Consider the following 17,894-nt stretch of genomic DNA (forward strand, 5'->3'; position numbering starts at 1 on the left):
GCTGTCCGGCCGCGGTCCTGCTGCTTCCGGCAGGGTCCTTGCTAACCGCGTTCAAGGAACGCCTCCTTCTCGGGGTTGAGGTATCTGTCGATGGCATCCGCCAGCTCAGGGTGGGCAGCGAGGGACGGATCGCCGGTGACGATTTCCTGGGCGTCGGACCGGGCCTGGGCAATGATGTCTTCGTGCTCCAGGACGCGGAGGAGCCTGAGCGTGGACCGCCCGCCGGACTGGGAGGCGCCCAGGATGTCGCCCTCCCGGCGCAGCTTGAGGTCCTCCTGGGACAGGACGAAACCGTCGGTTGTGGCCGCCACCGCCTCAAGCCGCCGCCGGCTGGGATGCCCGCGTTCCAGCGAGGTGACCAGGAGGCAGGTCCCGGGAAGCCCACCCCGGCCCACCCGTCCCCGAAGCTGGTGCAACTGGGAGATGCCGAACCGGTCGGCGTCCAGGATGACCATCATCGTTGCGTTATGGACGTCCACGCCCACCTCGATCACGGTGGTGGAAACGAGCAGTTTAACGGAGTTGGCCGCGAAGCCTGCCATAGTGGCCGACTTGAGGTCCGGGTCCTGGCGTCCATGCAGCGGGGCCACGGACACGCCGGCGATGGATGGTTCGTCCTGCAACTGCTCGACGACGGCTGTCACGGAGGCAAGTTCCCGCCCGTTCTCCTCGAGGTCGGCGGCGGCCGGCTCCGCTTCGCCCGGGCTGAAGTCGCCGTCGTCGTCGTTGCCGATCTTGGGGCAGACAACGTAGACCTGGTGGCCGGCATCAATTTCCTCGCGGGCGCGGGCCCAGATCCGCCCGGCCCAGCCCGGGTTCTCTGCCAGGCCGACCAGATGGGTGGAAATGGGGGCACGGCCCTTGGGAAGTTCGTCCAGGGTGGAGGTTTCAAGGTCGCCAAAGACGGTCATGGCCACGGTGCGCGGGATGGGTGTAGCGGTCATCACCAACAGGTGCGGAGGTTTCCTGGCCTTCGCCCGCAGGGCATCGCGCTGCTCCACGCCAAAGCGGTGCTGCTCGTCCACCACGATCAGTCCCAGATCGTAGAAGGACACGTTGTCACTCAACAATGCGTGGGTACCAATGACGATCCCCGCTGTCCCTGACGCGGCGTCCAGCATGGCCTGCCTGCGGGCCGCGGTAGGCATGGAACCCGTCAGCAGGGTGACCTGCACCGCTTCCCCGTCCGTGCCGCCGAATGCGCCGAGCAATCCATCCCTGGACAACGGGCCGAGGGTCCGGCGGATGGATTCGAAGTGCTGGGCGGCGAGGACTTCCGTTGGAGCCAACAGGGCGGCCTGGCCTCCGGCGTCCACCACCTGCAGCATGGCCCGCAGCGCCACGACGGTTTTACCCGAACCCACTTCACCCTGCAGCAAGCGGTTCATGGGGTGGTCAGCGGCGAGCCCGGCCGCCAAGGTCTTACCGACGGCGGCCTGGCCGTCGGTAAGCGTGAAGGAAAGGTTGCGGTCGAATGCAGCCAGCAGGCCGTCCCGGACCGGTCGCCTGGCCGTCGCTTCCTCAGCGGCCAGCTGGGACCGCCGCCTGGCCAGGGCGGACTGCAGCACCAGCGCCTCCTGGTAGCGGAACCGGTGGCGTGCGCGTTGCCAGTCCACGGCGGTTTCCGGCTCATGGATCAGGCGGTAAGCCTCCGCGAGCGGCAGGAATTCCTCCCGCGCGGAGACGGTCTCCGGAACGGGATCCGGAAGGGCGTCCAGGTCCACCGTTTCGAGCAGGGTGGCGATGACCTGCTGGATCTTCCAGCTGGGCAGCTTTGACGTGGCCGGGTACACGGGAATGGGCATGGCAGCGAGTTTCTCCGGGTCATCGCCGCCGGCCGTGAAGGGGTCCGAATCCAGTACCTGGAAATCAGGGTTGGTCAGGCCGAGGGACCCCTTGAAACTGGTGACCTTGCCCGAGAACAACGCCCGGCGGCCGGGCTGCAGTTCGCTCTTGGCCCGGAAAGCGTTGAAGAAACTGATTTTCAGGGTCCCGGGGACCTTGCCGTGGAAATCAGTACCGCCCACCAGCTTCAGGCCGTTCCGGCCGTCATCGTCCGAGATAACGACGTCGGTGATGGTTCCCTTGCGTGCCTGCATGGAACGGGTATTGCTTGAGAGTACGCGCGCGATGAGGGTTACTTCTTCGTCACGCGGCAGTTCGCTGATGGGCGTCAGTTCGCCGCGCGCCATGTACCGCCGCGGAAAATAGTTAAGCAGGCCCTCAACCGTGCTGATGTTGAGGTGTTTTTCGATGACCCCCGCTGAACGCTTGCCGATGCGGCGTTCGAGGGCGAGGCCGGGCTCAGCGTTCATGCCCACCGGAGTCCACTGCCTCCTGGAGCGCCTGGCTCCGGTGGCCGGACGTGTCAGACAGGGCGCTGATGGACATGTCGGTGGGCGTCCCCAGGGTGCGGATCAATTCCACGGCGGGCCCCGGCGTGGGGACGTGCACGTGGACCCGCCACCGGTAGGTGCCATCGCCGGCTTCCCCACCGCCCAGCTGGCTCATGATGACAGAGTCGCCCAGCTCGTCCAGGTGCTGACGGAGCGTGGCTGCGTCCAGGGGCGAAAGGCTGATGGTGCACATGACCTCCACGCCTTCGTCCACCGGCATGCTGGAGTGGATGTGGGGGTCCTGGACGCTGTAGCCGTGAAGGTCATCGAGCAGCGTACCCTGCAGCTCCTCCCCCAGCACCACGGAACGGAGGCAGTCCAGGATTAGCAGCAGCCCCACGCCACCGGCATCCACCACCTTGGCTGCCTGCAGGGCATCGAGCTGGTCCTCCGTGGAGACGACGGCGGCCAATGCCGCGGCCACCGCGGCGTCCAGCGTCACTCCGAGGGCGTGGTTACTGTCGTCTCCGGGGTGCAGGGCGTCGATCTCTCCGGCCGCCAGGGACGCGGCTTCCATCACAGAAAGCATGGTGCCGGGCACGGGATCGCTCAAAGCGGTCCAGGCGCGGATCTGGGCCCGGTGCAGGGCTGTTGCCAGCAGGGCCGAACTGAGGCGCTGCTGCCCCGCCAGGGGTTCCGCCGCCGCGCAAAGGAAGACGGAGAACAGCGTCCCGGAGTTGCCCCGGGCTTTTTCCAGGGCTGCCTGGCCCGCGTGGGTCAGGACGGCGCCGACGTCCATGACTGACGGGTCCAGCGCGTCCAGGGCATCGGAGGCGGCCCGGACCGTGAGGTAGAGGTTGGTGCCGGTGTCGCCGTCCGCGACAGGGAAGATATTAATGGCGTTGAGGCGGTCACTGTGGTTGCCCAGCGCGGTTTCCGCTTTGTTGAGCCACCGCCTCATAGCCTGGGCATTGGCGGCGATCTTAGTCTGCAAAGTGGTCCCATCCCCCGGTGTCCGCGGCCCGGCCCGCAATCGTCACGCGCGGACCTTCGTCGATTCCCAGTGCTTGTACCGAGCCTATCGCAGTGAATCCGGGAGGAAGCTGAACGTCCGGCGGGAAGGTGGCGAGCAATCCATGGTCCTCGCCCCCACCCAGCAACCACGTCCCTGCATCCGTATGCAGCAGGTCCGCGGCAGGTTCCAGGGCAGCGGCCAGCAGGTCCAGGCTGTCAGGATCAAGGTCTACGCAGACGCTGCTGGCCAGTGCGATCCGGTTTCCATCCCGCAGCAGGCCATCCGAGACGTCCAGCATTGCGGTGGCACCTGCCGCCCGTGCCGCAGGCCCGGCGGCGAGCGGCGGTACTGGACGGCATTGGAGGTCCACCAGGCTGCGCTGCTGCGGATCCAGCCGTCCTACCTGGACCGGGGACTCCAGGAGGGCCAGGCCCGCAGCGGCGCGGCCCGCCGTACCTGCCAGGGCAAGGACGTCCCCTGGCCTGGCGCCCGAGCGGAGGACCGGCTGCCCGCCGTCGAGCGTGCCGAGCACTGCCACGGTCACGGATATCTCCCGGCCCCGGCCAAGGTCGCCGCCTGCCACCGAACAGCCCGACGCTCCCAGTTCCCGGATCCCGGCGGTGAGGCCGTCGGCCAGTTGCTCCACCCAGGCAACAGGAGTGTCCGGCGGCAACGTGAGGCTTACCACCATGGAAGTGGCCCGGGCACCCATGGCGTTGATGTCGCTGAGGTTCTGGGCCGCAGCCTTCCAGCCGACGTCAAACCCCGTGGTGCAGTATCCGTTGGGCCAGGTGAGGCGGAAGTCCTGGTCCTGCACCTGGGTGTCGATGCTGATGACCGTCCTGGCGTCAGGTGCGCTGATGATGGCGGCGTCGTCGCCGGGGCCGAGGAGGGTGGCGGCGGAATGCCCTGCGTCCATCGCCAGGCGGGGAAAGATCCGTGCCAGCAGCTCGGCCTCGGAGAGGGCGGCAACCACCGGAGAATCTGCTTCAGTCATAGGCTTTTCAGGCACCCCACTACGCTACAGCGCGGCACTGACATTCCAGGAAGGGCAGGTGGTGGCCGGAGCTTGGGTGAGCTGCCGGCTGTTCCGGAAAGGTGGGGGGATGTCCGGAACACTCCGTTCCGGCGATAGGCTTGGACCATGCCCCGCCCCCACCTGTCCCTGCCCCGCCGTGCTGCCCGGACGGTGCTCATTGGGGCCATGGTTGCCCTCCCGCTGGCAGGCTGTTCTCCCGCCGTCGACGTTGCCCCCGCCCAGGACGCCGCCAACCCAGCCTGCGCGCCGATGATGGTAGCCCTCCCGGACACCATTGGTGAGGCGAAGCGGCGGCAGACCAACAGCCAGGCCACCGCGGCCTGGGGCGATCCGTCGCTGGTGATCCTGCGCTGCGGCGTGAACGTTCCTGGCCCCACCACGGACCGCTGCGTCACCGTCAACGGCATTGACTGGGTCATCAAAGAGGGCGATCCGGTGTGGACGCTCACCACCTATGGCCGCGAACCCGCCACCGAAATCCTGATGGATCCGGACAAGATCAGCTCAGCTACGGTGCTGGCCGACCTCGCCACGGCGGCAGGCAAGGTGCCTGCCGGCCGCAACTGCGTGGGCCAGCAGGAACTGCAGGACCTGCCCCAGAGCCAGTAGGCAGGTTTCGGCACGCCCAGCCTCCAGGAAAAGCGCAGGTCAGCGCAGTCCGGTCTTCCGGTTCAGGGCCAGGTGGATCAGTTCGTCGATCAGATCGGCATAGCCGAGGCCGGACGCAGCCCACATCTGCGGGTACATGCTCTTGGGCGTGAACCCGGGCATGGTGTTGATCTCGTTGATGATCAGGTCGCCGTCAGGCGTGTAGAAGAAGTCAACGCGGCTCAGGCCTTCGGCGCCGACAGCATCGAACGCTGCGGCGGCGAGGTCGCGCACCCTGGCGATGGCTTCATCGGGAATGTCTGCCGGGCAACTCAGCGACGCGGCGTCGTCCTCGACGTACTTGGCGTTGAAGTCGTAGAACTCGTGGCCGCCGCCGGCCACGGAAATCTCGCCGGGCATGGAGGTCCGGGGCGCATCGGTTCCACGGCCCTCCAGCACGGCACACTCGATTTCCCGGCCGACGATGCCGGCCTCGATGACCAGTTTGAGGTCGTGCCGGCGCGCTTCCTCGATGGCTGCATCCAGCCCTTCCAGCGAGTCGACTTTGGAGATACCCATGGAGGAACCAGCCCGTGCAGGCTTGACGAACACGGGGAATCCCAGCCGGTCGACCTGCTTCCGGACAGCCTCGGGGTCCTTCTGCCATTGCCTGTCGGTAACGGCGACATAGGGCCCAACATGGAGGCCGGCTGATTCGAAGACAACCTTCATGAAGTGCTTGTCCATGCCCACGGCGGAAGCCAGGACCCCGGCGCCGACGTAGCGGGTATCCGAGAGTTCCAGGAGCCCCTGGATGGTTCCGTCTTCACCAAAGGGCCCGTGAAGGAGGGGAAAGACCACGTCCACAGTGCCCAGTTCCTGCGGAACCTCGTTGGGGGCGGCGACGATCAGCTGGTGCTCTCCACCGATTTCAGCCAACGTGACGGTCTGGTCTGACGGTGCCACCTCAGGCAGCGCCGCGCCGGCAAGGGACCACTGGGCAGTATCACCGCCGGCCAGTACCCACTGGCCCGATTTGGCGATCCCGATGGGGATGACCTCGTACTTGTCCTTGTTGATGGCGCCGAGTACTCCGGCGGCGGTGACGCAGCTGACAGCGTGTTCGCTGGACCGGCCGCCGAACAGGACCGCTACCCGCGGTTTCGGAAGCCGGGCCGGCTCCCCTGACGTCAGGTTGTTGTGGGACATCGTCAGTCATCACCTTCAGGTTTCAATTCCCGGGACAGCAGGACGGGTCCCAGTTGGTCAACGGACAGCTTGCCGGCCAGCACGGCCACAACGGCGGCGGTGATAGGCATTTCCACGCCCAGCTTGCCCGCCAGTTCGTGCACGGCCTGGCCGGATTTGATGCCTTCGGCGGTCTGGGTCATCTTCTGGCCCACCTCCTCCAGCGTGAGGCCCTGGCCCAGCAGCCTTCCCGCGGTGTGGTTCCGGGACAGCGGCGATGAGCAGGTGGCCACGAGGTCGCCCAGTCCGGCAAGCCCGGCCATGGTCTTGGCTTCACCGCCGAGGGCCAAAGCGAGGCGCGACGTCTCGGCCAGGCCGCGGGTGATGACGGAGGCCTTGGTGTTGTCCCCCATCTCCTTGCCTTCGCAGATTCCGACGGCCAGCGCAATGACGTTCTTGACGATCCCGCCGATCTCCACGCCCACCACATCAGATGTGGTGTAGGGACGGAAATAGGGGGCCGTGCAGCTGCGCGCCAGCCAGCCGGCGACTGCGGAATCGGCGCAGGCGACCACCGAGGCGGTGGGCTCCTCCCGCGCAATTTCCATGGCCAGGTTTGGACCGGAAACGACGGCGATCCTGCCGGCCTCGAGGCCGAGCTCCTCGCTGATGACCTGGCTCATGCGCGCGTCGGTGCCGAGCTCGAGGCCCTTCATGAGCGAGACCACCACAGCATCGGGGGCGATGAGGTGGCGCCACTCCCGCAGCTGCGGACGCAACGACTGTGCGGGGACGGCAAGGACCACAAGGTCGGCCCCTCGGAGCACGTCCGCGACGTCGGTGGACGCCGTGATGCTGCCCGGCAGCGGCACGTCCTTGAGGTACTGGTGGTTGCGGTGGCTGTTGTTGACCTGCTCAACCACCTCACCCCGGCGGCCCCACAGCCTGATCTCACGAGGGGTACCGGCCGCCGTGGCGGCGTCGGCCAGGATCTTCGCGAACGTTGTTCCCCAAGAACCGGCGCCCAGAACGGCGACGGAGCGGGCTGAACCCGCCAGGTTCAGGGTCACTGCTCGTCCGGCCCGTTGCCGGGGTGCTGGCCGCCGCGCTCCATGAAACGACCGTGCTTGGACTGCTGCTTCCTTGCCGGATCCCAGCGCTCGGCGGGCGGTTCCTCACCCCTCAGGCCGGCGAGGAGGCCGGTGATGGAATCCATGATGGCTTCGGTGGCTTCCGTCAGCGTTGCCTTGTCCAACGGCCGGCCGGCGAAGGCGCTCAGGTCCACCGGGTCACCGATGACCACCCTGGATGTTTTGCGGGGGAAGATGTGAAACCTCTTGCCGTAGCGCGGAAACACCTCGTGCGCTCCCCAGTGGGCGATCGGGACAACCGGGATGCCGCCTTCGAGTGCGAGCCTGGCTGCTCCCGTGTGGCCCTTCATCGGCCACAGGTCCGGGTCACGGGTGAGGGTGCCTTCGGGGTAGATGATGATGGCGCCGCCTTCCGCCACGATCTCCTGGGCCACCTGCAGCGACCGGTTCGCTCCCGCCGTCGAACGTTCCACCGGGACCTGCTTGGTGGCGTGCAGGAGCCAGCCGAGCGCGGGAACCTTGAACAGGCCGGCCTTGGCGAGGAAATGCGGCGCCCGCTTCTGGTTGTACAGCATGTGCCCCACCACCAGCGGATCGATCTCCGTGCAGTGGTTGGGCGCAGCGATGAATCCACCGGCGGGAAGCTTTTCGATGCCTTCCCATTTCTTGCTCATCATGATGTTCAACAGCGGCCGGGCGATGCCGGCGATGAACACGAATGTGGCCCTGCTCTTGGCAGATTCCTTCACGGCAGCCCGCTACTTCGCGGCAGTGATGTCGAAATCGGCACCCAGCCCGGCCAGCTTCTCCGTGAAGCGCTCGTAGCCGCGGTTGATGATGTCGATGCCCGTCACCCGCGAGACGCCGGTGGCGGCCAGTGCGGCAATGAGGTGGCTGAACCCGCCGCGCAGGTCCGGCACGTCAATGTCGGTGCCCTTGAGCTGGGTGGGCCCGGAGATGACCGCCGAGTGCAGGAAGTTGCGCTGCCCGAACCGGCAGGGAACGCTGCCCAGGCATTCGCGGTGCACCTGGATGCTGGCGCCCATCCGGATGAGTGCGTCGGTAAAGCCGAAGCGGTTCTCGTAGACCGTCTCGTGGACGATCGAGACGCCCTCGGCCTGGGTCAGCGCCACCACCAGCGGCTGCTGCCAGTCGGTCATGAATCCGGGGTGTACGTCGGTCTCAAGCACCAGTGGGTTGAGCTTCCCGCCGGGGTGGTAGAACCGGATGCCGTCCTCGCCGATGTCCATACCGCCGCCCACCTTGCGGTAGGTGTTCAGGAAGGTCATCATGTCGCGCTGGGAAGCACCCTCGACGAAGATGTCGCCGCGCGTGACCAGGGCAGCGGACGCCCAGGACGCCGACTCATTGCGGTCGGAGAGGGCACGGTGGTTGTAGCCGCCGAGGTCGCGGACGCCCTCGATGCGGATGGTGCGGTCAGTCTGGACGCTGATGATCGCGCCCATCTTCTGCAGCACGGCGATGAGGTCGATGATCTCCGGCTCCGTGGCGGCACCGCTCAGTTCGGTGATGCCCTCGGCGCGGGTGGCGCTGAGCAGGACCTGCTCGGTGGCGCCCACGGACGGGTACGGCAGGGAGATCTTGGCGCCGTGCAGGCCCTTGGGGGCAGAAATATGGATCCCGCCCGGGCGCTTTTCCACCACGGCGCCGAACTGGCGGAGCACGTCCAGGTGGTAGTCGATGGGGCGGTCGCCGATCTTGCAGCCGCCAAGATCCGGGATGAAAGCTTCGCCAATGGCGTGGATCAAGGGGCCGCACAGCAGGATGGGGATCCTGGAGTCCCCGGCGTGGGCATCGATGGCCGTGCTGGACGCCGTCTTTGCTGCCTTCGGATCAAGGGTAAGGTCCCCGCTGACCGGGTCCTTCTCCACCGTCACGCCGTGGAGCTGCAGGAGGGAGGTGACAACCTCCACGTCCTTGATCTCCGGAACGTTCCGCAACACCGACGGTTCGTTGCCCAGCAACGCCGCCACCATTGCCTTGGGGACAAGGTTCTTGGCCCCCCGGACGGTGACGCGGCCAGTAAGCGGGACTCCGCCGCGGATTGTCAGAACACTACTCATATACCGGTTTCCTCACGATTACTCGCCCCCAAATCCTTGCAAAGGCTCCACCCAAGCATAGGAGGTCGCGTTACCGAACCGAAATACGCAGGCTCCTTGGCCGGGGCGTGGCGGCCAAGTACGGCGCCCCGCGCAGGGCCAAGGAGCAGGGCGCTGGCGCTAGGAAACCTTGGCAGGCAGGGTCTTGGGCTTGAACGAGGGCCGGGTGGCCTCGTAGGCGGTGATTTCGGCCTCATGCTGCAGGGTGAGTCCGATGTCGTCCAGGCCTTCGAGCAGGCGCCAGCGAGTGTAGTCGTCAATCTCGAAGGGGGCCACGATGTTGCCGCACACTACAGTCTTCGACTCCAGGTCAACGGTCACCTGGGTTCCCGGCGCGTTTTCCAGTTCCTTCCAGATCAACTCGATGTCGTCCTGGGCCACCTGGGCGGCAAGCAGTCCCTGCTTGCCCGAGTTGCCGCGGAAGATGTCGGCGAACCGGGAGGAGAGCACCGCCTTGAAGCCGTAGTCCTTCAGTGCCCACACCGCATGCTCGCGGGAGGAACCGGTGCCGAAGTCGGGCCCGGCCACCAGGACGGAGCCGGCGTTGAAGGGCTCCTGGTTGAGGATGAAGGAGGAGTCCTTGCGCCAGGCCGAGAACAGGGCGTCCTCGAAGCCGGTGCGGGTGATGCGCTTGAGGTACACCGCGGGGATGATCTGGTCCGTGTCGACGTTGCTCTGGCGCAGCGGGACGCCGATGCCGGTGTGCTTGGTGAACTTTTCCATGGTTGCGTCCTAGGCTGCGTCGGTGCGGATGGCGGCGGATTCGGGGGCAGGATCAAGGTCCGACGGCGAGCTGAGCGTGCCGCGGACGGCCGTGGCCGCTGCCACCACAGGGGACACCAGGTGGGTGCGGCCGCCCTTGCCCTGGCGGCCCTCGAAGTTGCGGTTCGAGGTGGAGGCGCAGCGCTCCCCCGGTTCCAGCTGGTCAGGGTTCATGCCCAGGCACATGGAGCAGCCGGCGAAGCGCCATTCGGCACCGAAGTCCTTGAACACCCGGTCCAGGCCTTCAGCCTCCGCTTCGAGGCGGACGCGGGCAGAGCCCGGCACCACGAGCATGCGGACCTTCGGGTCCTTTTCGCGGCCGCGGATGATGTCCGCGGCGGCACGGAGATCCTCGATGCGGGAGTTGGTGCAGGAACCGAGGAACACGGTGTCCACCCGGATGTCCTTCATCGGCGTGCCGGCTTCCAGCCCCATGTACTGCAGGGCGCGTTCGGCGGCGGCCTTGGCGTTTTCGTCGCCGAAGTCCTCGGGGGACGGAACGGCCTGGGACAGGGACACGCCCTGGCCGGGGTTGGTGCCCCAGGTGACGAATGGCTCCAGCGTGTCGGCGTCCAGGTCCACTTCGACGTCGAAGGTGGCGTCGTCGTCGGTCTTGAGCGTGTTCCAGTACTCGACGGCGGCATCCCAGTCAGCGCCTTCGGGAGCGTGCGGGCGGCCCAGCATGTAGGCGTAGGTGGTCTCGTCCGGCGCCACCATGCCGGCGCGGGCGCCGGCTTCGATGGACATGTTGCAGATGGTCATGCGGGCATCCATGGACAGGGCACGGATGGCCGATCCGCGGTATTCCAGGACGTAGCCCTGGCCACCGCCGGTACCGATCTTGGCGATGACCGCCAGGATGATGTCCTTGGCCGTGACGCCGGAGCGCAGCGTGCCCTCAACGTTGATGGCCATGGTCTTGAACGGCTTCAGGGACAGGGTCTGGGTAGCCATGACGTGCTCCACCTCGGACGTGCCGATGCCCATGGCCAGCGCGCCGAAGGCGCCGTGCGTGGAGGTGTGCGAGTCGCCGCAGACCACCGTCATGCCTGGCTGGGTGAGGCCCAGCTGCGGACCCACCACGTGGACGATGCCCTGTTCGGCGTCACCGAGGCTGTGCAGGCGGACGCCGAACTCGGCGCAGTTGTTGCGCAGCGTCTGGATCTGGGTCCGGCTGGTGAGGTCGGCGATAGGCTTGTCGATGTCCAGCGTGGGAGTGTTGTGGTCCTCCGTGGCGATGGTCAGGTCCGGGCGGCGCAGCGGGCGGCCTGCCAGGCGCAGGCCCTCGAATGCCTGCGGGGACGTGACCTCGTGGACCAGGTGAAGGTCGATGAAGAGAAGGTCGGGCTGGGCGTTGGCACCTACGCCGTCGCCTTTGCGCACCACGTGCGCGTCCCAGACTTTCTCGGCCAATGTCTTTGCCATGGCCATCTCCCTTCACTGCTGTTTGGCTGAATGCTTCAACTGAAGCAGGACGGCTCCGCACTGCGCCAGCCGAAAGATTTGCATCTCAGATAATGAGACGGCAATATCATTACATGGACAATTCTAGTGGAGTCGGCGTCATTGATAAAGCAGCACAGGTGCTTGACGCGCTCGAAGCCGGCCCCACCACGCTGGCACAGCTCGTAGCGGCCACCGGACTGGCCCGTCCCACTGTCCACCGCCTCGCCCTCGCGCTGGTCCACCACCGGCTGGTAAGCCGCGACATCCAAGGCAGGTTCGTGCTTGGCAGCCGGCTGGTTGAACTGGCATCGGCCGCCGGCGAGGACCGCCTCATCGCTTCTGCCGGCCCCGTCCTGATGCAGCTTCGCGACGCCACGGGCGAGAGCGCACAGATCTTCCGCCGCCAGGGCGACTGGCGGGTCTGCGTGGCATCAGCCGAGCGCCCCATCGGCCTGCGCGACACCATTCCGGTCGGCACCCAGCTGTCCATGAAGGCCGGTTCCGCAGCCCAAGTCCTGCTTGCCTGGGAAGACCACGACCGCCTGCTGGAGGGCCTGCAGTCCGCGCGCTTCACGCCGACAGTCCTGGCAGGCGTACGACGGCGGGGCTGGGGCCAGAGCCTTGGCGAACGCGAGCCGGGGGTCGCCTCGGTCTCGGCACCGGTGCGCGGACCGTCCGGCCGCGTCATTGCGGCCGTATCGATCTCCGGCCCCATTGAGCGGCTTACCCGCCAGCCCGGCAGGTTGCATGCTGAAGTGGTCTGCAACGCCGGCCGCATCCTCACCGAAGCGCTGCGCAAGAACAACGACTGACCGACGTCGGGCCAAACCCGCACCCAACCCGCCCTCCGCCGGTTAGGCTGTGGCCCATGGGCAGCTACGCAGTATTTCTCCGCGGCATCAACGTGGGCGGCATCAACATCAAAATGGCGGACCTTCGGGACGCGCTGAACAGCAGCGGCTTCGCGGACGCCAAGACACTGCTGGCCAGTGGCAACGTGGTCCTTGCCAGCGGACTGGACGCCGCCGGCGTGAAGCGGGAGTGCGAGAAGGCCCTTCGCGCCGCTTTCGGCTACGAGGCCTGGGTGGTGGTCCTGCCGGCCGGCAGGGTGGCTGAACTGGTGGAAGCATGCCCGTATCCGGAGGACGACAAGTCCACGCATTCGTACATCACGCTGTCCTCCGACCACGCAGTCCTGGACGAACTGGACGCTGCGGGCCAGGCCCTCGGGGACGTACACAAGCAGCACCGGCTTGGCCCGGAAGCCCTCGCCTGGCTCGCACCGGCCGGCGGTACCCTGGACAGCCCGTTCAGCAAGGTTTCGTCGAAGGCCAAGTTCAAGGCGGCCACCACTACCCGGAACCTGCGCACCATGATCAAGGTGCGGGACGCTGCTGCCGGCCTGGAAGCCGCCGGCACCAAGGGATGAGCCCCTCCCCTAGCCCGCCGCCACCTTCAGTGCAGCGTTAAACGCCGCAAGCCTGCTGACCTCAACCTCAACCGGCTCCACCACAAGATCCCGGGCAACCCCGGACACGGCCGCTTCCAGCCGTTTCCGTGCCCTCGATGCCCGTGCCGCGGCGGCTCCTGCGGCGATAAAGCGGCCGGCCAGTGCCAGGACAATCCCCAGCACCACTCCGAAGGCGGCCATCAGGGTGGGCACCGGCCACCCTTCCACCCGTGGCGGCTCGGGCGCCGGCATCTGGAAGTACTGAAGTACCGCAAGGCCGCCCAGCCAGCCGAGGCCACCCAGGACGGTAAGCAGCGCCAGCCACTGGACCACGTTGAAGACGCCCCACCACCAGGATTTCCGGTTGGCCCCGAGGTCGGTCCCGGCGATGGCCTGGTCCAGGGCATCCGGAAGCCGCTCCCGGCCCTCCCGGGCCGCGCTGCGGATGGCGGCACGCCAGGGGCCCGGCGCGCCGGCGCTGGCGGCGTCGGCAAACTCCCTCACGGCGGAGTCGGTGCGGGCCCGCTCGGGGGCACTGGCCGGCGGAAGCGACGTGCGGTTGAGTTCAGCCGGAGCGTCCCTGCGGAGGTTGAGCCTGCGCAAGGGGTCGGGCCGGAACCTCGAGAGCCATCGGGTGGCGGGCCAGCCCGTCCGCCGGACGGATTCGAGGCGGTAGGAACGGGCCACGGCACTGACAACCACCGGCACGTTGGCTGCCGCCGCCAGCTCCGTACCCAGCCTGGCCGTCGCCTGGTTCCGGACGCCGGCGGCTTCACCGTCCCCTGACGCGTTCCGCAGTTCCCTGGAAGCCTTCGCGACGTCCGCCTCCAGCCGCTGCGAGCGGGCCTTGCGCTGCACCACCACGTTCCTGATCGCAGCACGCACGCCGTCCACGCCCTGGCCTGTCAGCGCGGAAGCGGCGAGGACCTTTACTTTCCCGAGGCCCTCAGCGGCAAGGATCCCGCGGAGGGATTCCAGCACCGGTGGCACGTCATGGGCGGGGAGCCTGTCCACCTGGTTGAGGACCACCAGCGTGACGGCGCCGTGCGAGGCCAGCGGGGCGAGGAAATCCTGGTGGACCGCCGCGTCCGCGTACTTCTGCGGGTCGAGCACCCAGACGAGGACATCCACCAGTCCCACCATGCGCTGCACCACTTCACGGTTGGCCGCGCGGGTGGAATCGAAATCCGGCAGGTCCAGCAGGATCAGGCCGGTGTCCTCACCGGCAAAGCCTTCCACGGGAGCTGCGTAGTGCCGGTTGCGGACATCGAGCCAGTCCAGGAGCGGTTCACTGCCGTCCACTCCCCAGACCCCCGCCAGCGGCTCCGATGTTGTGGGGCGGCGCGCCGCCGTCGTCGCGATGTCACCGCCGCTCACGGCATTGAACAGCGAGGACTTTCCGCTGCCGGTGGCACCGAAGAACCCCACCACGGTGTGTTCCGCTGACAGGGAGCGGCGCGATCCGGCGCGCTCCAGGATCTGGAAGACCTCCTCGAGCTGCGCGTCCGGAAGGACACCACCGGCCAGCTGCCGTGCATCGTTCAGTGCTTCCAGGCGCCGGTCCAGCCGCGATGAGTCCCGGGCGCCGCTGTGCCGGCTCACGCGGTGCCCGCCAGGCGGGCCAGAGCGTCGGCCTGGCTGTCGAGTACGCCGGCCGCCATCGTGTCTGCGGCCGGGAGCCGAACCAGGAACCTTTGCTGTTCCTCCTCGAGCAGCCGCTGGCAGCGGGCAGCCAGGTCCGTGCGCGCCTTTTCCGCCATCCGGCGCACAGCGTCTTCACCGAACACGGCCTCGAGCAGGCGCTGGCCTACGACGGCGGTTCCCCCTGCCACGCCGACCTCCAGCCCTGTCAGGCCTGCTGTCATCGAGAAGACGACGATCATCAGTGCGGCACCCAGCCCGTTGATGCCGAAGGAGAGCCACCTGGCCTGGGTCCGTTTTCCCTGGCCCTCCGTGCGGATAAGTTCCATCAGCGCCTCCTGCCAGGCGCGGATCTCCTGTGCTGCCCGGTCCGCGAAACCGGGACCCGTCCCCGAAAGGTCGTCTGTGCCCAGCAGTTGCCGGCCGGCCGGGTCGGACCGCCAGCGGTGGTCGGTTTCCTCGGCGGCGTTTGCTGCCTCATCGACAATGACGGCCTGCAGGCCCGTTTCGATGGCTGCTTCGACCTTGATGGCCGGCGGCGGTTCACCCCGGAAGAAGGCACCCAACCGGTCGCGGAAGCGGCCCACGTTCTGCTCGACGGTCCGGAAGAACTCACCGGTGCCCACAAAGTCCTGCCAGCGGGCCAACACTTCCCCGCGGAGAAGTGCGCCGTCGCGCGTGGCGTCGAGGATCCTGCTGCCCGCGTCCCGGTACGCGGCACCGACGCCGGCCTCCAGCGCAGCGGCCGCGCGCTGCTGCTCTGCGGCGGATGCGGAGATCGCTGCAACACGGCCGGCCAGTGCCCGGACCGCACCGTTGAGGGTGCGGCGGGCGACGTCAGCCCGGCCGGAGGCGTCGGCGGCGAGGCCGGTGAGCCAGTTTCGCAGCGGGAGGACAGCGCCGGCGGGCAGCATGCCCAGGGGATCCAGCGTGGACTCGGGGATGACAAACAGCTGGGCACCGGCCAGGCCCTCGCCGTCGAGGAGGCGCCGCAGGTCCTCACTGACTTCTTCTTCCGCGCCCGGCGGGACCCTGTCCAGGACCACCGCCACCATGATGTCCCTCGCGGCCGCATCCAGGAGCAGCCGCCAGGGGACGGCGTCGGCGTACCTGTTGGCGGTGGTGACGAAGATCCACAGGTCCGCGGCTGCGAGCAGCTGTCCGGCGAGCTTCCGGTTGTCATCGGAGATGGAATCGACGTCGGGGGCGTCGAGGAGCGCAATGCCCGCCGGAACGGCGTCATCGGCGAGCAGGACCAGCGAGGAGACGGCAGCAGCGTCCGGTCCCGTCACCGTCTGGGCTGCAGGGACAGGTCCGGCGGACAGGGCACCACGGATCCGGCCAAGGCCCGGCAGGACCCGGCTGCCCTCGAACCAGGCGGCTTCGGCAGGATGGTGCAGGAGGATCGGCTGGCGCGTGGTGGGGCGGATGGCACCGGAGCGGGTGACGGGATGGCCAGCCAGCGCATTCACCAGGGTTGACTTTCCGGCGCCGGTTGACCCGCCGACGACGGCAAGCAGCGGGGCGTCGAGGCTGCGGTAGCGGGGAAGGATGTAGTCGTCGAGCTGGGCCACGCCGGCCGCGGCGTCACGCCGCCCCTGCTCCGCCCCGGGCAGGGCCAGGGGCAAGGCCACCTCCGCAAGGGTGCCGCGGACCTGTTCAAGCAGGGACACGGCTGCCGTGTTCCGCTGCTCCTGCCGGTCCGCGTGGCGGTTCTCATTCGGTGAGCTCACAGCAACATCATGCCAGCTGTGACACTTGTCGTCGGCAATTACGCGCACGGCTCCACCGCAGGGCGGGACCCTCGACCCAACGCCACGAGAGCCAAGCCACGGGCGCAACGACTGCCAGGGATGCCATCGCGAAAACCACAGGTGGGACGTGAGCCTCGAATTCCGCCGCGGCCAACATCTGCTGAACGGGCCAGCCGTATATGTAGATGCCGAACGACAGGTCAGACCGCGGGGCCAAGCTGCTCATGGGGAAGTGAAGGGAGCCTGCAATGAGCAGGACGCTGAGTGGGATGTGGACCAAAGACGCCGCGAACCCCGAACCAGCGGCCACGACCACACCGGCGGCGGCTCCAACCAGCAATACGCGATTGACCGGCAGCTTGTCCTGAAACAGGTAAACCAGGGAGCCCGCCAGGAACGTCAGGATGGGGACCAGCGGCCAGTCCTGCGGCGTAGGCACCGGGCCCCACCCCGCGTCTAGGGTGAATACGAAGGCGGACCCTGCCACGAAGGGCACCAGCAGGGCTATGCGCCCCAGGTTGGTATTCAGGACCCCAAGGACAACTCCGACCAGCGCGTAGCAGACAACTTCCCAGAAGAGCGTCCATAGTGGGCCGTTCCAGGAACCGGGGTCGCGCATCCCATCCAGCGAGCCGGGTATGCCCGGCAGTGCAATGCCAGGAGTTCCAACTGAGAGGTTTGTCACGAAGTACAGCAGCCCGTCGCGCAACGAATAGACGTTGCCACGTGCGGCCGCAGTCAAGGGAGCAAAAATAAAGGCCACCACTGCAACGCAAAGAGTAAGCCCTGGGAAGATGCGAAAAAGCCTCCCCCTGGCATAGTCCATCGGCCTTGCCGCTCGTACCCGGCTTCGCGTAATTAGATAGCCAGAAATGCCGAAGAACCCGAGCACCGCCCAACTCCCGAGCTTGAGGCCGCCCGGCTGGGGTTCCGGTCCGTAGCCGCCCAGCCACCAGGAATGGGACAGGATGACGGCAGCGGCAAGAATCAGCCGAATTACGTTCAGTGAATTCTTGCCCTCGGCAAAGCTCGTTCCCAGCATAGTTCTCCCCCACCACGTAGTGGGGCCACGTTAGCGCCGAATGCCGGGAGGAAGTCGCAGCTTTAGCGCAGCTTAAACGAAAGAAATGGCCCCGGGCTTATTGCCCGGGACCATTTCAGTGGTGACCCCAGCGGGATTCGAACCCGCGTTACCGCCGTGAGAGGGCAGCGTACTAGGCCGCTATACGATGGGGCCAAGTAACTTTTTTGGCGTTTCCGCCGTTCAAGCTCAGTGATTGTTTCATACACTTTGCTTTAGTTTCAAATCGGCGAACCGGCTGAAACTGCCTGATGTGAAGATGTAAACCATATTCAAACCAGAGCTGGGATACCAGGACTCGAACCTAGAATGACGGTACCAGAAACCGTAGTGTTGCCAATTACACCATATCCCAATGGAACTTTCGGGCCCGGCCTCCA

General features: G+C 67.1%; 15 protein-coding genes and 2 tRNA genes. 3 read left to right on the forward strand and 14 right to left on the reverse strand.

Translation table 11 applies throughout. The features are described 5' to 3' along the window. Nucleotides 1-41 precede the first annotated feature (41 nt). Genes BLT71_RS13010 through thiL form a run of 3 tightly spaced genes read right to left on the reverse strand, consistent with a single transcriptional unit; the run spans nucleotide 42 to nucleotide 4,348 of the window. A complete protein-coding gene (locus tag BLT71_RS13010; RefSeq protein WP_091724010.1) occupies nucleotides 42-2,315 on the reverse strand; it encodes an ATP-dependent DNA helicase RecG in 2,274 nt (757 codons plus the stop codon). Beyond that, entirely contained in the window at nucleotides 2,305-3,297 is a 993-nt protein-coding gene (locus BLT71_RS13015) for a DAK2 domain-containing protein (RefSeq protein WP_091720946.1), read from the reverse strand. The genes BLT71_RS13010 and BLT71_RS13015 overlap by 11 nt, the downstream gene beginning before the upstream one ends. A gap of 22 nt (nucleotides 3,298-3,319) precedes the next feature. Then, nucleotides 3,320-4,348 (reverse strand): thiamine-phosphate kinase, encoded by a 1,029-nt coding sequence (gene thiL / locus BLT71_RS13020; RefSeq protein ID WP_091720948.1) that lies wholly within the window; start codon nucleotides 4,346-4,348, stop codon nucleotides 3,320-3,322. 147 nt (nucleotides 4,349-4,495) lie between these two features. Between thiL and BLT71_RS13025 the strand changes: the two genes are divergently transcribed. Then, on the forward strand, nucleotides 4,496-4,999 hold the full coding sequence (locus tag BLT71_RS13025) for a DUF3515 domain-containing protein (RefSeq protein WP_091720951.1): 504 nt from the start codon (nucleotides 4,496-4,498) through the stop codon (nucleotides 4,997-4,999). Between the two features lie 39 nt (nucleotides 5,000-5,038). Here BLT71_RS13025 and BLT71_RS13030 read toward each other — a convergent pair whose 3' ends face one another. From BLT71_RS13030 to leuC, 6 genes are all read right to left on the reverse strand, one after another. Beyond that, complete coding sequence (locus tag BLT71_RS13030) at nucleotides 5,039-6,187, reverse strand: D-alanine--D-alanine ligase family protein (RefSeq protein ID WP_091720954.1); 1,149 nt, start codon at nucleotides 6,185-6,187, stop codon at nucleotides 5,039-5,041. A 2-nt stretch (nucleotides 6,188-6,189) separates the two neighbouring features. Beyond that, nucleotides 6,190-7,236 carry an NAD(P)H-dependent glycerol-3-phosphate dehydrogenase gene (locus BLT71_RS13035; RefSeq protein WP_091720956.1) on the reverse strand — a complete coding sequence of 349 codons (1,047 nt, stop codon included), beginning with the start codon at nucleotides 7,234-7,236 and terminating at the stop codon, nucleotides 6,190-6,192. Then, complete coding sequence (locus BLT71_RS13040; protein ID WP_091720959.1) at nucleotides 7,233-8,006, reverse strand: lysophospholipid acyltransferase family protein; 774 nt, start codon at nucleotides 8,004-8,006, stop codon at nucleotides 7,233-7,235. Before BLT71_RS13040 ends, BLT71_RS13035 begins: the two co-directional genes overlap by 4 nt. Before the next feature lie 9 nt (nucleotides 8,007-8,015). Then, a complete protein-coding gene (murA, locus tag BLT71_RS13045) occupies nucleotides 8,016-9,341 on the reverse strand; it encodes a UDP-N-acetylglucosamine 1-carboxyvinyltransferase (protein ID WP_091720961.1) in 1,326 nt (441 codons plus the stop codon). Between the two features lie 159 nt (nucleotides 9,342-9,500). Continuing rightward, nucleotides 9,501-10,103, reverse strand: a complete 603-nt coding sequence (leuD, locus tag BLT71_RS13050; protein WP_091720964.1) for a 3-isopropylmalate dehydratase small subunit — start codon at nucleotides 10,101-10,103, stop codon at nucleotides 9,501-9,503. A 9-nt stretch (nucleotides 10,104-10,112) separates the two neighbouring features. Continuing rightward, nucleotides 10,113-11,567, reverse strand: a complete 1,455-nt coding sequence (leuC, locus tag BLT71_RS13055) for a 3-isopropylmalate dehydratase large subunit (RefSeq protein ID WP_091724011.1) — start codon at nucleotides 11,565-11,567, stop codon at nucleotides 10,113-10,115. A gap of 113 nt (nucleotides 11,568-11,680) precedes the next feature. On the opposite strand from leuC, the gene BLT71_RS13060 reads away from it, so the two are divergent. After that, nucleotides 11,681-12,400, forward strand: a complete 720-nt coding sequence (locus tag BLT71_RS13060) for an IclR family transcriptional regulator (RefSeq protein WP_009356552.1) — start codon at nucleotides 11,681-11,683, stop codon at nucleotides 12,398-12,400. A gap of 56 nt (nucleotides 12,401-12,456) precedes the next feature. After that, nucleotides 12,457-13,017 carry a DUF1697 domain-containing protein gene (locus tag BLT71_RS13065; RefSeq protein ID WP_091720967.1) on the forward strand — a complete coding sequence of 187 codons (561 nt, stop codon included), beginning with the start codon at nucleotides 12,457-12,459 and terminating at the stop codon, nucleotides 13,015-13,017. Nucleotides 13,018-13,026: 9 nt separating this feature from the next. On the opposite strand, the gene BLT71_RS13070 is transcribed toward BLT71_RS13065, so the two are convergent. From BLT71_RS13070 to BLT71_RS13090, 5 genes are all read right to left on the reverse strand, one after another. Next, the gene (locus tag BLT71_RS13070; RefSeq protein WP_091720970.1) at nucleotides 13,027-14,640 is read right to left on the reverse strand and encodes a GTPase; all 1,614 of its coding nucleotides are present in this window, start codon (nucleotides 14,638-14,640) and stop codon (nucleotides 13,027-13,029) included. Further along, nucleotides 14,637-16,412 carry a dynamin family protein gene (locus tag BLT71_RS13075; RefSeq protein WP_407681219.1) on the reverse strand — a complete coding sequence of 592 codons (1,776 nt, stop codon included), beginning with the start codon at nucleotides 16,410-16,412 and terminating at the stop codon, nucleotides 14,637-14,639. Before BLT71_RS13075 ends, BLT71_RS13070 begins: the two co-directional genes overlap by 4 nt. Nucleotides 16,413-16,419: 7 nt before the next feature. After that, complete coding sequence (locus BLT71_RS13080) at nucleotides 16,420-17,475, reverse strand: acyltransferase family protein (protein WP_091720974.1); 1,056 nt, start codon at nucleotides 17,473-17,475, stop codon at nucleotides 16,420-16,422. Between the two features lie 119 nt (nucleotides 17,476-17,594). Beyond that, nucleotides 17,595-17,670 (reverse strand) — tRNA-Glu (locus BLT71_RS13085). A gap of 127 nt (nucleotides 17,671-17,797) precedes the next feature. After that, nucleotides 17,798-17,869: transfer RNA gene (locus BLT71_RS13090), tRNA-Gln, on the reverse strand. Nucleotides 17,870-17,894 lie beyond the last annotated feature (25 nt).

Source organism: Pseudarthrobacter equi (assembly GCF_900105535.1).
GTDB classification, from domain to species: Bacteria; Actinomycetota; Actinomycetes; order Actinomycetales; family Micrococcaceae; genus Arthrobacter; species Arthrobacter equi.